Origin of the sequence: Desulfobacca acetoxidans DSM 11109 (genome assembly GCF_000195295.1) — a bacterium.
GTDB lineage: Bacteria > Desulfobacterota > Desulfobaccia > Desulfobaccales > Desulfobaccaceae > Desulfobacca > Desulfobacca acetoxidans.
Genome location: NC_015388.1, coordinates 2,770,874 through 2,785,750, shown reverse-complemented (window position 1 = coordinate 2,785,750; position 14,877 = coordinate 2,770,874). Strand labels below are relative to the sequence as shown.

Sequence of the window (14,877 nt, the reverse complement as noted above, 5' to 3'; positions counted from 1 at the left end):
GAGGGTGCAGATGGCCGCCCGACCGGTAAAAATTGCGTCTATTATGTGGAGCTCTCATGTACCCGCTTTTGTGGCGGCCGCCGAGGCCTGCTCCGAAGTGAATCTAAGCATGTTTGCAGCCAAGGAGATTGATAACGACCTTGATTGTCTGGAACAATTTTGGACCAAGGCTGCAGAAGCAGACGTCCTGTTCTTTCACTGGACCGTCGAAGGCTTTTGGGAGGAAGTCAGCACTCGTCTTCATGAACTGCCGCCTGGCAAGTGCATTGTCACTACCTCATATGACCCGACCAACTGGGGGCGCCACGCCACTGTCAACCTGTCGGTGTGCGCCCGGGCCTACGCCTACCTGCTTGAAGGCGGTCTGGAGAACTACCGGCGACTGCTGAAATACCTTGCCCACCAGGTCAACCCGGAGATTCCCGTGCAGGATCCGGTGTCCATGCCTTGGCAAGGCATCCTGCACCCTCCGGACCGAACGGTATACGATTCAGTGGAAAGCTATCGCACCGTCCATCCCGCGCTAAGTTCCCTCACTGTGGGGCTGTTTTTCCCCCGCTACAGTTTTACCAACACCAATATGATGCTCGAAAGGGCCCTGCTCACGGCCTTGGAGGCCCAGGGCCTCAGCGTGCTGCCGGTTTTTTCCTATGGCAATCCGGACCGGGAAGCAGGGGCCTGGGGTCCACTCGAGGTGGCTCGGCGCTTTTTTTTTCATCCGGACGGTCGGGCTGGCGTCAATGCCTTGATCAATCTGCATGCCTTCTTTCTCGCCCGTGCACCCAAAGACGATTATGCCGAAACCGGGGTGGCGGCCCAATCAATCGCCTTATTCAAAGATCTGAATGTGCCGGTATTCAAACCGATTATTGCCTACAGCAAATCCATTGCGGATTGGGAAGAGGATCCCCAGGGGCTCACCGCCGAGGTCACCTTCGGCATCGCCATGCCTGAATTTGAGGGAAGCATCGAACCGATCATTCTGGCCGCCAGTCTTAGACAGGTTGATGCGCGTACCGATACCGTTTATGAAATTCGGGAGGTCATTCCCGAGCGGGCGGCGCACATCGCCGACCGCATCGCCCGTTGGGTACGACTGGCCGCCAAGCCAGCGGCGGAACGTAAGGTGGTTTTTGTCTTTCACAAAAACGAGTGTGCCGGATTAGAGGCCGGGGTGGGAGGCGCCGCGGGCTTGGATTCCGGGGAGTCCGTGGTGCGCCTCATGAGGCGGATGCAGGCGGCAGGATATCAGGTGGAGAACATCCCCGCCAGTGGTGAGGAACTGATGCAAACCATCCTGGCCCGCAAGGCCGTCGCCGAATTTCGCTGGACCACGGTGGACGAGATTGTGAGCAAGGGCGGGCACCTGGCGCTTCTGGACGCTGAGACTTATCGGGAGTGGTTTGCCGGATTGCCGGAAAAGGCCCGGAGTGACATAATTGCCGGTTGGGGCGAACCGCCGGGACACGAGATGAACGGGGTGCCGCCGAGCATGGTATGGGATGGCAAACTGGTCATCACCGGGCTCAACTTTGGGCACGTCAATGTCATTATGCAGCCCAAGCGCGGCTGTGCCGGTTCCCGCTGCGACGGGCGGGTCTGCAAGATCCTGCACGACCCCAACATACCGCCACCCCACCAGTATATTGCCACCTACATGTATCTGGATCAGATCTTCGGGGCCGATGTCCTGATCCATGTGGGTACCCACGGCAATCTGGAGTGGTTGCCGGGCAAGGGCGCCGGACTATCAGCCGCCTGTTGGCCGGACATCTCCATCGGCCGCCTTCCCCACCTCTATATCTATAATGCCGACAATCCCGCCGAAGGCGTGGTGGCCAAACGGCGCAGTTACGCCACCTTGGTGGATCACCAGCAGGCGGTGATGAGCACCGCCGATACTTACGGCGACTTTCAGAAACTCGAGGAACTTCTGGGGGAATATCAGCGGACCGGTAAGGAGGATCGAGCCCGGGCCCATCAATTGGAACACCTGATCAACGAGGCTATTGATTGCAATCATTTTCGCCAGGAAATTGACGTCCTAAAACCTGCAGATTTTCAAACAGTGGTGACCCGTTGCCACGAACTGCTCTCCAGCCTGCGCAATAGCCAGACCAGGGTCGGCATGCATGTTTTCGGGGATCGGCCCGAGGGGGATGCTCGCGCCGAGGTCATTAATACCATCCTGCGTTTCGATTCCAACAATGACCTGAACACCCGCCGGCTGGTCTTCGATCTCTGGGGGGAAGATATCTTTGCGGCCCTGAGCAACACCGGGGGGCGCAGCCACCAGGGAAAGATTTACGGCGAACTGCTCTATGAAGCGGACCGGGTTGCCCGGGAACTTATCGCCCGATTGGTTCGGGGAGAAAACCTGTGGGAGGTTTTGGCTGAGCATCCGGGGCTGGCCGCAGTCGAGGGGCTGCGGGAACGTTGCGAGCGTTTTGCGGCTTTGGTAGTTGATATCGATCGGCGCCTCGAGGACTCCGAAGAGATCGACGCCCTGCTTAACGCCATGCATGGCGGCTATGTCCCGGCCGGTCCCTCGGGCTACATCTCCCGGGGGCGGTATGATGTCCTGCCTACCGGCCGCAATTTTTACAACGTCGATCCCACCCGTATACCTACCAGGGCGGCCCACCGGGTGGGAGTTAAACTGGCCGAGGCGCTGCTAACCCGGTATCAGAAAGAAGAAGGACGTTATCCCGAAACTGTGGGCTTGGTCTGGTTGGCCTCGGACATCATGCGGGCGGACGGCGAACAGATCGGCCAGATTCTGCACCTGCTGGGGGCCCGGCCCAAATGGAAGGCCAACGGCCAGGTGGATGGGTTTGACTTGCTGGAACTGGAGCAACTCGGCCGGCCCCGGATCGACGTCAATATCAGGGTTTCGGGTATCACCCGAGACTGTTTTCCCGATGCGGTCAAATATGTGGACCAGGTTATCCAGGCGGTAGCCCTGCGGGATGAGAATCCCGACCATAATTTTGTACGTCGGCACCTGGTCAAGCAGGCGGCTGGACAGGGGGTTTCCCTGGAGGACAAGGACCGGTTCCGCCGCCTGAGCTACCGCATCTTCTGTGCCCAGCCTGGGGTGTATCGGGCCGGCGTCAACCTGGCGGTCCATGCCTCGGCCTGGAAGACTGAAGGCGACCTGGCCGATGTCTATCTCTTCTGGAATGGCTATGCCTATGGCGGCGGAGCTTCCGATGTTAGTTACGGCGTCCAGGCGCACCGCGAGTTAATGGAAAATCTGCGCCGGGTTGAGGTGACTTTCAACAAGCATATTTCGGACGAGGGCGATTTTCTGGATTGCTGCGGTTATTACGGCAACTATGGCGGCATGACGGTTGCGGCCAAGGCACTCTCCGGTAAAACACCGAAAACCTACTATGGCGATACCCGCGATCCGGCTTTGGTGACGGTCACCGACTTCGCTGATGAGATGCGCCGGGTGGTGCGCACTAAGCTCCTGCACCCCAAGTATATCGAGGGCATGAAGGCCCACGGCTACAAAGGGGCCGGGGACTTGTCCAAACGCATCGGCCGGGTCTATGGCTTCGGCGCCACCACTGGCAAGGTTGATAATTGGATCTTTGATGAGATCGCCCTGACTTTTATACTGGACGCCGGGATGAGGGACTGGTTTGATAAGGTTAACCCTTGGGCCCTGGAAGAGATCGGCCGTCGCCTCCTGGAGGCCGAATCCCGCGGCATCTGGAAGGCCGATCCGGAATTGCTGGAGCGCCTCAAGGAAGCTTATCTGGATCTAGAAGGCCGGCTGGAGGATACCATGGGGGACGTGCAGGGTGATTTTCAGGGTGGCGCCGTGGAGGTGATGACCGTTGATGACGTGGCCCAATGGAAATCGGACCTGAAAGCGATCTTAGACCCCACGAGACCGGGAAAGGGAACTAGCCGCGACGATGTTTGATAATATCTTTCCTTTTGCTGCTATCATCGGGCAGGATCGACTCAAACAGGCCCTGATCTTGAACGCCGTCAACCCTGCCATCGGCGGGGTGTTGATCCGGGGAGAAAAGGGTACCGCCAAATCCACCGCCGTCCGGGCCCTGGCCGCCTTGTTGCCGGAAATTGAAATTGTCAAAGGGTGTCCCTATGCCTGCGACCCGGACCAACCCCAGGAGCTTTGCCCTCACTGTCGGCAACAGCAAGGGCGGATTCATAGAGGGACGAGGCGTCTCAATGTGGTTACCCTGCCCCTCAACGCCACTGAGGACCGGGTCGCCGGCGGCATCGACTTCAGCCAGGCGGTGAAAACCGGATACCGGGTCTTTCAACCCGGACTATTGGCCAAGGCCCACCGGGGGATTTTATACGTTGATGAGGTTAACCTTCTGGATGACCACATCGTCGACATCATCCTGGATGCTGCGGCCTCCGGTCGGAACGTAGTGGAACGGGAAGGCATTTCTTATACCCATCCTTCCAGGTTTATCCTGGTGGGAACTATGAATCCGGAGGAGGGGGAACTGCGGCCCCAACTGCTGGACCGGTTTGGGTTCTGCGTAGAGGTGACAGCGGAACCGGATGTCGGCAAAAGGGCGGCGCTGATGCAGCAGCGGGAAGAGTATGATATCAATCCCGGCCTTTTTATCCGGCGCTTCCAAAAGGAGAACGCTCAGATTGCTCAGGAGATCGCGGCTGCCCGTCACTTCCTCAAAAATATCATTTTTCCCAATAACTTGAGGATACTAATAGGAGAGATTTGCACCGAGAATCATGTGGCTGGCCATCGAGCCGATCTGGTCATCGAACAGGCCGCCAGGGCCATGGCTGCTCTTATGAAACATCATGAGGTGACGGTGGATGATATCCGGGAGGTTGCCTGGCTAGCCCTGGCACATCGCAAACGCGAGCCGGCTCCCCCCCCACCACCGCCGCCGCCGAAGCATGACCACGAACATCCCGAGCCGCCGGAAAACCGGCAGGATCAAACGCCGGAGACCGAGGAATCTACGTCGCCGGAGAAACCGGAATCCCAGGAGGCGTCGCCCAACACCCGGACGGAGGAGACGCCTCCCTCGGAAAGCTCCGAGAACCAGGCTGAACCTGATCGCCGAGCCGAGAAACAAAACCCCCGGCAAAATGCCCTCGAGCAGATCTTTGAAGTCGGGGAAACCTTTAAAGTCAAGAAGATCGCCTCCCAAAGAGACCGAATCTTCCGCCGCGGCTCAGGACGGCGTTCCCGGACCCGGATCTCTCAGAAACAGGGACGCTATGTGAAGAGCACCTCAGTGGCCCAAACCGGCGACGTGGCCCTCGATGCCACCTTGCGGGCCGCAGCGCCGTATCAACTTCAAAGAACCGGCGGTAATGGTCTGGCCGTAGTATTACAATCAGAAGATCTGCGGGATAAGGTTCGTGAGAAACGCATCGGCAATTTTCTGCTCTTTCTGGTGGATGCCAGCGGGTCCATGGGGGCCCGCGGCCGGATGACGGCTTCCAAAGGGGCCATCATGTCCCTGTTGCTGGATGCCTACCAGAAACGGGACCGGATTGCCATGGTTTCTTTTCGTAAACAAGAGGCCGTGCTGAATCTGCCGCCTACTTCTTCTATTGAAACAGCCGCCCATCTCCTTAAAGAGATGCCCGTGGGTGGTCGTACCCCGCTGTCTGCCGGTCTGGCCAAGACCTATGAGGTGATCCGTAATTACCTGCTAAGAGACCCCACCGCTCGGCCTATTGTTATTATGATCACCGATGGCAAGTCCAACGTGGCCCTCGGCGAGAAGAAGCCGATGACGGAAGCCTTTGATCTGGCCAGCCGCCTGGGTCTGGATGAGCGGGTCCGCTTCATCGTGGTGGATACCGAGAGCCAGGGGTTGGTGCGTTTTGGCCTGGCCCGGGAACTGGCCATCGCCATGCAGGCGGAGTATTTTAAAATCGAAGATCTTAAAGCCGATACCCTCGTCAATATCGCCAAGGAAAAGGTGGAATGAACAAAAGCCCTGTATTTCCCTTTGTCGCTATCGTAGGTCAGGAAAAAATGAAACTGTCTTTGATCCTGAACATTATCAATCCTACTCTATCCGGTGTCCTGATCCGGGGAGAGAAGGGCACCGCCAAATCCACTGCGGTTCGGGCCCTGGCAGAAATTCTGCCGGCCATCCAGGTGGTAAAGGATTGTCCCTTTCAACTTTTCCCGGACGAAGCGCGTCCCGTGTGTCGGGAATGCGCTCATATTGAATGCAGCCGCAAAGTAATGAATCATGAACCCATGGAGACCGTACAAAGGGGTATCCGCGTGGTAGAGCTGCCGGTAGGCGCTACCGAAGATCGGGTGGTGGGCACCATGGATTTGGAGCACGCCCTGAAGAAGGGGGAAAAACGCATGGAACCCGGACTCCTGGCTGCCGCCCATCGTGGCATCCTCTACGTCGATGAAGTGAACCTGTTGGATGACCATGTGGTCGATGTCTTACTGGATTCGGCGGCCATGGGGGTCAACACCATCGAACGGGAGGGGGTGAGTTTTTCCCATCCGGCTAGGTTTACTCTGGTGGGAACCATGAATCCGGAGGAAGGAGAGCTGCGGCCCCAGCTCCTGGACCGGTTTGGGTTGTGCGTGCATATCGAAGGAATCAACGATCCCGCCGCTAGGGTGGCTATCATGGAGCGGCGATTGACTTTCGATGAAAGTCCCGAGGATTTTTGTTTAGAGTGGGAAGAAGGATCCCGACAACTGGTGAAACAGATCGAAAGGGCCATTGACCTCTATCCGCACGTCATCATCGATCATGCGTTGCTCTATGAGATCGCCTCTTTTTGTCTGGATGTGGGGGTGGACGGCCATCGCGGCGATATCATCATTCTGAAGGCGGCTAAAACCCTGGCCGCTTTTCACGGCAGAACCGAAGTGCTAAAAGACGACATAGACACCGCCGCCGAACTGGCCCTGCCGCACCGCATCCGCCGCCAGCCGCTACAGGATATCGTCGTTGAGGTAGACCGGCTGCGGCGGCAGAAACAGGCGCATCGGTTGGCCAACGCCTGATCGAGATCATCAATCTGGTGAAGGAGTACAAGACCGCCAAAGCCCTGCGGGGCATTGATCTTACGTTTTCTATCCTGAGACAATGAGGTCGATCATAGTGCGGCGGGGCTGTGAGAACAAACCCTGCACCAGTTCCCGAAATTTCGCCGGCTCCAGGTGTTCTGCATGTGTTCCCTTAACAATGGAGATTTTCGGAAAGGCGTCGGCCAACAGGGTCTGGTATTTTTCCTGAAAAGGACACAAATATTTCATGCAGGTGCTCAGATGTATAGCCCCAACCCTGAATTCGGTGAGTCCTCTGACTCTTTGTAGAAACTTGTCGAAGCCTGCCAGGGTCGGACAACCGGGACAACTCATGATGCCCATTAGTTCCAGTGGCTCCTCAACAGGATAGGCGGCAAAAAAACCTTTTCGCTTGCGCAGGTCCGCCAAACAGACTACTGAAGAACAGCCCAAATCCTGGGTGGCATTAGCACACGTAATGATACCGATTCTAGCCATATATACCTCCTCTTCTGTTTTTCTGAGCTGCTCTCGGTAATGTCCGATAGTGGCTCCGATGGCGCCGCCCAGAGCTTCATAAATTGCCGATAGAGACAGCTCCTACCGGCAGGACCGGGCATTCCCCGGATGAGATCAGTTATCTGATCGCTAGTCCGGCCAATATGGTCCTGCCGGTGGCGCCTTTCCCGGCCATTGCAGCAGTTGCCCGCTTAAAAATCGCCGGTCCTTATGAATTTATCTCAGGAAGTTGGGCCTTGAGTATTCCTTGCACCAACTCGGCCAGTTGCCGGAGATCTTCTTTGTTAGGACGACCGCTGATATCCCCCAGACGGCCCGTGGTGGAAAACCGCTGCAACTTCCCATGGTATTCCCCCACCAGATACCACTCCGCGATCACTGGTATACCGAGATGTTCCAGTAACTGACCCATGTATTTCGCCGTGGGAATCGCCTCGTTAACACCGGTATGGCCGCCGCCATAGGTGCAGTAGACAACGCCGGTCTTGCCCTGCCGCAGCGGCGACCCGGGTCGGATTTCTCCCCGGGCAACATAATTCTGGCGTAACCTGCTGAAAAGCGACCGTAACGGCTTGCCGGGAAGCCATTCATAGACCCCGGAGCCTACGAAAATCAGATCGTATTCCAAGAGATCGACTGATGTGTTTGCGGTAATCCTGATGGTGTCAACCTGGTGACCGCCCGCCGCGATCGTGGCCGCTATTTGATCCGCTACTTTTGTGGTATTTCCGGTTGTGGTGAAATAGAGATTGAGTACTTTCATGGCCTGTTCTCCTTTGCGTGGGTTCTCCATTAACTTAACTCCGTGAATTTCCACGAGTCAGTTAAAACGCCTAGCTTCATTGTTCGTTCCTCCTGAATTGTTATTTCTTTAGCTGTTTGCAGTTAACCAGGTGCTGTGCTCCCTGCGGTTCTGTGTTGAACCCGACGAATGCACCAGTGCCAAAACAAAAAAGACCATGACGATCATGCCCTTCAGGGCGTGCGACCTTCTTGGTCTTGGCTTGATTGCAAAATGGTAACGATCAGACAACGTTATGGTGAATCAGGAGAAACTCGGCCTTCTGTAATACATCAAAATGATGTTCGTATAAGGCCTTGAATCTCAAGGCCATACCGGGACCCAAGACATGGGATTGTCCCCGTACGGTCACTTTGACCTCTCCTGAAAGCACCAGACAGATTTCTGCAGTGTTTTCGTGAAACTCGGGGTCTGATTCCTTCCGAATACCGGCATCGGCCCGGATGCAATAGACTTCGAAGCTGGGAAACCAGATGTGGTGACCTTTAAATCCATCTGCTGCGAAGGTCTTGGTAATAGCCATTTCACAATGCACTACCTCTGCCAGCCGGATCAGTTCGCTCGAAGTCAACTGGAAAACACTGCTCAGTGCCTCTATGGTCTCAATAGTCGGGTTACTATCGCCCCCTTCAATCTTGGCGACGGTAGCCCGGGTAAGGTTCGCCCGTCTTGCCAATTCTTCGGCTGTTATTCCCCGCTTCTTGCGAAGAGTTCGGATTATTGAGAAATCGAATTTATTCATGAATATTATGGGACCCTGTTTATAATGATAATTATAAAATACATTTTGTCAAGTATAATATATTTTAAAATGATAAGCCCGTCTATTTTCGCATATTTTTGCACTTTCAGTGAGTAGAGTGATCCGTAAGATAAAAAGACTTTTAATAGCTCAGCTGTCTGAGAGAATAGATCAAAGAATGGTGGGTCGTGTCCACCCTATCAACACTGCAGCACGGCGGCAGGCCCATCGGTAGGGGCAAATCTTGTATTCGTCCCAACCAACTGGAGTATTACAAGATTTTCTTTAGCAAGGCCGCGAGGTTTCAATGCTTAGCAGCTTGGGACCCTGGGTCAGGCGAAACCGGCCATCTACCGTCTCCCAGATCCAGCCCGAATAGCCATAGCCGCCCACTGCCTTGGTCACAAGAGATCCCCGCCAAGTTTGCAGCCGGGGAGCGTTCAGGGCGACCGTACCGAATCTGCCAAAGGTAAAATCCGGCACCGGATGGCAATACTTCTCCCCAACCAGGGTTCTGGCCACCGCTTTTGCTTCCAGCCCGCCGAAGACCGCGGCCCGCAACCCGTAGCGATTATTGCGGGCTCGGGCGATGACCTCGGCAGAGGTATCAAAGCAACTGGCGAAGACCACCGGACCAAAAACCTCCTCCTGCATCCCGGCCATCTCATCGGTGGCATCCCGGATGATCGTGGGATACACGAGATTTCCTTGTATCTCCCCTCCGAGGATAATTCGGGCTTTTTTTGCCACCGCATCCCGAAGCTGGGCTTTGATCCGGTTTACTGCCAGATTGCTCCCCACCGGAGACACCTGGGTTTCCGGGTCGTAAGGGTCCCCAACCCTCAGTTGCCTCACTCGCTGGACCAGTTCCTTGATAAATTCATCATAAATGGCTCGGTGGACAAAGATTCTCTTGGGTGCAGTACACGTTTGCCCGGAATAGGAAAACTTGCCGTTCATGAGATCACCCAAGGCTAGTTCCAGGTCCGCATCCGGAAAGACAATAAAGGGATCCACGCCGGGGCCTTCAAAGACAAATTTCTTACCGGTGCGGCGAAAATCCGCTTCATAAGGGAGTACGTTGGCATCGAATCCGAAGACAATGACACAGGAGATATGCGGGGCAATGATGGCGTTATGCATGAAGCTGCGGCCATCCCCCCGGTAAAATTGAATATCGTCACCAAATAGAGGCCGATAAAAGCTTTCGGTTAAACCCATCAGCTCATTGCCCCGAGAGGCGAACTTGGCCAGGACTTTATTGCCCGCCAGATAGACGGAGGCGATGACGGTGTTCAGCCAGGCGCTGCCGTTATAGGAAAGCATGACCGCCACCCGGGAGCCCGGCCCTCCCAAGGGTTGCCGCTGACTTAGGAAAAATTCCGTATGCTCGAACAACTGCAAACGGTCAACAGTAATACCAACCTCATAGGCAGTATCCCTCACTGCAAATTTCAGATTTTTAGCGGCCAGGTCCATCAGATCGGGTTTATATCGGGGCAGAACCTTGGCCAGTTCCATTACTTTTTCCAGTCGGTCATCAAAGGTCATGACGTTCTCTCTTGAATATTAGAAGACCTGGTAATGAAGGTCTCAAAATTTATACTGAGCAATGTTGATTGGCTGCTGATTCAGCATGAGCTTTCCAGTTAATCTTTCCCTGAGCTAATGTTCTTTTATAATATCCACTGATTTTATAAAATAAAAAAGTCTGACCAACAGATCACAATCCCGCCCATTCTGGTGGGCGGCATCTGTTCCTGTGTGGTGGCCGAGGAGCTGGTCAGGGGGGAAATAACGGACTACATTTCCATGAGCCGGCCGCTTCTGGGCGAACCCGGGCTGGCCAGGCGCTGGCGGTAGAGAGACCGCCGCTCTGCGGATTGTATTTTAAAAGTAAGTTAAACAGTAAGCCTAAAATGATTATTTTATCGATTTTGTCGATTGGGCGGGATGAAAGAAGGTCAGAAAATAGCCGGTGCCGGAGGCGACTGTGATGGCGGCGGCTATCCAGATGAGGACTGTTCCCAACCTCTGGAAGTCGATCGATAGATAGGGGTAATGCAGGATCAGGGCAAAGAGGGCGACCATCTGGAAGATAGTCTTGAGCTTGCCCCAACGGTCGGCAGCCATGACCATGCCTTCCGAGGCGGCGATGGCTCGGAGACCCGTGACTGCTAGTTCCCGTCCGATAATAACGAAAACCAGCCAAGCCTCTATCCGTTCCAGAGGAATCAGCATGATCAGGGCGGCGGAGACCAAAAGCTTGTCGGCCAGTGGGTCCATAAACTTGCCGACGCGGCTGACCAACCGGTGGCGGCGGGCAAAGAAACCATCCAGCAGGTCGGTCATTCCGGCTGCCAGAAAGACCAGCGCCGCCATGAAACTTACAAACCGACCTGGAACAGTCATTAAGGCAATGAGCACTGGAATAGCGCCGATGCGCAATACGGTCAAGGCGTTGGGCAGGTTCCAAAAAATTGCCGGCTGAGTTTCCATATCAGGCTTGCTGTACCCGCCTCCAGTCGTCCAGAAATTTTTCCAGACCGATATCCGTCAGAGGATGGTGGATGAGCTGCATCATGACCTTGTAAGGTATCGTGGCAATATCGGCGCCGGCCATGGCAGCCTGCAGGATGTGCAGGGGATTGCGGATACTGGCAACGATCACTTCGGTCTCAAAACCATAATTATTATAGATGGTCATGATCTCCTCAACCAGATTCATGCCGGTATGGCTGATATCGTCCAGGCGGCCGATAAAAGGGCTGACATAGGCGGCCCCGGCCTTGGCGGCCAAAAGGGCCTGGAGGGCCTGAAAAACGAGGGTGACATTGACCTTGACGCCCTCCTGAGAGAGCACCCGGGTGGCCTTCAGGCCGTCGGCCGTCATGGGGATTTTGACCACTACGTGTTCATGGATGCGGGCCAGCTTTTTGGCTTCGGCAACCATGTCAGCGCTGGCGGTGCTGAGCACCTCGGCGCTCACCGGCGCCTGGACCAGTTGGCAGATATCTTTGATCTGCAGGTGAAAGGCGTCGATATCTGTGACACCGGCTTTGGAACACAGGGATGGATTCGTGGTGACGCCATCCACCAGACCCAATTCATGGGCTTGCCGGATTTCATCCAGATTCGCAGTGTCAATGAAAAATTTCATGGGCTTCTCCTTCGTGACGGGCGTTCTTCATCCTGCGAGTTTTTTAGGTGTATGTTTCCAGGTCCATCAGTTATGGCTGCTGAGCCAACCAGGCTGGGGCATTACCGCAAAAACTTCTTCCGGCAGCCTTCGGAACAGAAAAAGTAATCTACCCCGTCCTTCTGAGCTTTCAGGGCGTTGCGGCGGGGAATAAAGGTTTTGCAGACCGGATCCTGTACTAATTCTTCACTCTCCACCTCGGGGGGAGGGGGGGAACCTTGAATTTTGCGGGAGAAAAAATGTGCAACGATCCTTTGGGCTAATTTAAACCCGAGATATCCCGCGAAAATGAGAATAATAAAACGGATCAAGGGTGCCTCAGAGTTTGTATGCCACTTTTGCCTGCGGTTCTAATTCGGCCAAAAGGGTTGCGGCGGTTTTATGCAACACCGGATGCCTGGTCTGGGGAGCAATCTCCGCAAGAGGCAGAAGCACAAAGCCGCGCCGGTGCATTTCCGGGTGTGGTATCACCAACCGCGGGGACTGTATAATCATGGTATTATACAACAACAGGTCAAGATCAACAAGGCGCGGTCCCCACCGTTCTTTACGGATCCGGCCCATGGCATTTTCGATTTCCTGGAGGACGTCGAGCAGTGCCAACGGCGCCAGTCTCGTTCGGATTTCAACGACGGCATTCACAAACCAGGGCTGGTCCAACACTCCCACGGGTGGAGTAGTGTAATAAGAGGAGACTCGGGTGATTTCTATCCCGTCTATCTGGGCCAGACGCCGACGCGCTTCATCCAGTTGATCGGCCGGATCACCCAGATTGGCCCCCAAACCGATATACGCCAGGGACCAGGAGTCAGACATCTCTCGTTCGCCGCGCCCTCGAGGCATCCGCTAGGCGTATAATGAGTAACGTAGGCCGACAGGCTTGCCCCGAACATTCAAATGTGTTGCAAGAAGCTCTAACTGTTATCATCGGAGGCATCTGTTTCCGAAGTTAGGTTCCACCAATCCTTAAAACTATGCAGGAAAAATAAACCCAGGGGCCAGGCCAGTGCGATTTCTTCCTCAGATGGCTTTGCTTGTTTCAGATTTAACACTACCCAGGCACCGATAGCGGCTGGCATTTCGACCTTCCCATCCTGATGACGCCGGACAAATTCAAAAAAATCTTTGAGTGCCAGATACCCCTGGGGCCGCCAGGTCTCCAGGGCGCCCTCTACGGCATCGCAGACTTGGGATTGAACTTCGGCCTCCACCTGGACCGGCGCCAGCAGCAGGGCAACTCCGATGCTGGCGATGACAAAAAAGAACTCCCAGCGGTTATCGGAGGCATCCTGTATTATGACCGCCAGTTCGGGATACTGTTGGGTAAGAGGGGAGTAGGCGGAGGCGGCCAACTTCTGTGCCGCCGGCACGAGCAGCCGGGCCTGATCAAGTTGAGAGGGCATAGTTATCCTTTGATGTTAGCTTAACCGCGCCAGACGGTCCAGGGCCTCTTCGAGGCGGGATTTGTCCACCGTCAGGGCCAAGCGGATGTAACCCTCACCGGGGGCGCCGAAACCGTTGCCGGGAGTAGTGACGATGCCTGCCTGCTCCAGGAGTAGACCGGTGAATTGGGCCGAAGTGAACCCCGTGGGCGTGGGCAGCCAGACGTAAAAGGTGGCCTTGGGGGGTACCGCCGCGTAGCCTAATTTTCTCAGGCCACTGATAAGGATATCCCGGCGTTCCTGCAGGATGCGGCAGTTTTCCCGGATGCTTGACTGATCCGAATCCAGCGCCGCGATGCCGGCGTATTGGATGGCATTGAAGGCGCCGGAGTCAATGTTGCTTTTGATCTTTCCCAACCCGGCGATGACGTCGGCCTGTCCGACGGCGAAGCCCAACCGCCAGCCGGTCATATTGTAGCTTTTCGACAGGGAATGAAACTCGATGCCCACCTCTTTGGCCCCCGGGACTTCCAGGAAACTGCGGGGCTTGAAGCCGTCATAGGCCATTTCGGTATACGCCGCGTCGTGAACCGCAATGATGTTATGCTCCCGGCAGAATTCCGCCGCCTGGATAAAAAAGCCAAAATCCGCCACTGCGCCAGTAGGGTTGTTGGGGTAGTTGAAAAAGAGCATCTTGGCATGCCGAGCCACTTCGCCGGACACCTGGCTCAGATCCGGGAGGAAATGATTCTCTCGCAGCAGGGGCAGGAAATGGGAATGGGCCCCGGCGAACAGGGTACCGATATGATAGACCGGATAGGCCGGGCTGGTGACCAGATTCAGGTCACCGGGGTTGTTAAAGGCTAGTGGCAGATGGGCAATGCCTTCTTTGGAGCCGATGAGGGTGACAACTTCTCGCTCCGGATCGAGAGTCACACCAAAGCGACGTTGATACCAGCGAACTACCGCTTCCCGGAAATCGTTCATGCCTGAGTAGGACGGGTAGCGGTGGGTGCTCGGGTCCAGGGCAGCTTCCTGGAGGCGTTGGATAATGAACCGGGGGGTCGGGAGATCGGGGTCTCCCACGCCCAGGTCGATAATATCAACCCCGCGAGCCTTCACCTCATCCTTTAGGCGGTCGATTTCCTTAAACAGATATGGGGGTAATTGTTTGAGTCGGTCAGCGGGCGTAAACCTGGTCATAAAAGT

Annotated in this window: 13 protein-coding genes; 3 read left to right on the top strand and 10 right to left on the bottom strand. The window is 55.5% G+C overall.

Features of this window, described 5'->3' with window-relative positions; genetic code table 11:
* The first annotated feature begins 10 nt into the window (after positions 1-10).
* Genes cobN through DESAC_RS12465 form a run of 3 tightly spaced genes read left to right on the top strand, consistent with a single transcriptional unit; the run spans position 11 to position 7,021 of the window.
* The gene (gene cobN / locus DESAC_RS12475) at positions 11-3,937 is read left to right on the top strand and encodes a cobaltochelatase subunit CobN (protein WP_013707435.1); all 3,927 of its coding nucleotides are present in this window, start codon (positions 11-13) and stop codon (positions 3,935-3,937) included.
* On the top strand, positions 3,930-5,966 hold the full coding sequence (locus DESAC_RS12470; protein ID WP_013707434.1) for a putative cobaltochelatase: 2,037 nt from the start codon (positions 3,930-3,932) through the stop codon (positions 5,964-5,966). The genes cobN and DESAC_RS12470 overlap by 8 nt, the downstream gene beginning before the upstream one ends.
* Positions 5,963-7,021, top strand: a complete 1,059-nt coding sequence (locus DESAC_RS12465; protein WP_013707433.1) for a magnesium chelatase ATPase subunit I — start codon at positions 5,963-5,965, stop codon at positions 7,019-7,021. Before DESAC_RS12470 ends, DESAC_RS12465 begins: the two co-directional genes overlap by 4 nt.
* 69 nt (positions 7,022-7,090) lie before the next feature.
* Here the strand turns inward: DESAC_RS12465 and DESAC_RS12460 are convergent, their stop codons facing one another.
* The 10 genes from DESAC_RS12460 to DESAC_RS12415 all read right to left on the bottom strand — a co-directional run bounded on the left by DESAC_RS12460 (position 7,091) and on the right by DESAC_RS12415 (position 14,871).
* A complete protein-coding gene (locus DESAC_RS12460; RefSeq protein WP_013707432.1) occupies positions 7,091-7,522 on the bottom strand; it encodes a CGGC domain-containing protein in 432 nt (143 codons plus the stop codon).
* Positions 7,523-7,751: 229 nt separating this feature from the next.
* On the bottom strand, positions 7,752-8,306 hold the full coding sequence (locus tag DESAC_RS12455; RefSeq protein WP_041284587.1) for a flavodoxin family protein: 555 nt from the start codon (positions 8,304-8,306) through the stop codon (positions 7,752-7,754).
* Positions 8,307-8,568: 262 nt separating this feature from the next.
* Entirely contained in the window at positions 8,569-9,087 is a 519-nt protein-coding gene (locus DESAC_RS12450; RefSeq protein ID WP_013707430.1) for a helix-turn-helix domain-containing protein, read from the bottom strand.
* A 285-nt stretch (positions 9,088-9,372) separates the two neighbouring features.
* Entirely contained in the window at positions 9,373-10,638 is a 1,266-nt protein-coding gene (locus DESAC_RS15420) for an aldehyde dehydrogenase family protein (protein ID WP_013707429.1), read from the bottom strand.
* Between the two features lie 372 nt (positions 10,639-11,010).
* Entirely contained in the window at positions 11,011-11,586 is a 576-nt protein-coding gene (pgsA, locus tag DESAC_RS12440; RefSeq protein WP_013707428.1) for a CDP-diacylglycerol--glycerol-3-phosphate 3-phosphatidyltransferase, read from the bottom strand.
* A 1-nt stretch (position 11,587) separates the two neighbouring features.
* A complete protein-coding gene (gene fsa / locus DESAC_RS12435) occupies positions 11,588-12,247 on the bottom strand; it encodes a fructose-6-phosphate aldolase (protein ID WP_013707427.1) in 660 nt (219 codons plus the stop codon).
* Positions 12,248-12,348: 101 nt separating this feature from the next.
* Positions 12,349-12,597, bottom strand: a complete 249-nt coding sequence (locus DESAC_RS12430; RefSeq protein WP_013707426.1) for a YHS domain-containing protein — start codon at positions 12,595-12,597, stop codon at positions 12,349-12,351.
* Positions 12,598-12,604: 7 nt separating this feature from the next.
* A complete protein-coding gene (gene folK, locus DESAC_RS12425; RefSeq protein WP_041283970.1) occupies positions 12,605-13,102 on the bottom strand; it encodes a 2-amino-4-hydroxy-6-hydroxymethyldihydropteridine diphosphokinase in 498 nt (165 codons plus the stop codon).
* A gap of 98 nt (positions 13,103-13,200) precedes the next feature.
* A complete protein-coding gene (locus tag DESAC_RS12420) occupies positions 13,201-13,689 on the bottom strand; it encodes a hypothetical protein (RefSeq protein ID WP_013707424.1) in 489 nt (162 codons plus the stop codon).
* Between the two features lie 15 nt (positions 13,690-13,704).
* Positions 13,705-14,871 (bottom strand): pyridoxal phosphate-dependent aminotransferase, encoded by a 1,167-nt coding sequence (locus DESAC_RS12415; RefSeq protein ID WP_013707423.1) that lies wholly within the window; start codon positions 14,869-14,871, stop codon positions 13,705-13,707.
* Positions 14,872-14,877 lie beyond the last annotated feature (6 nt).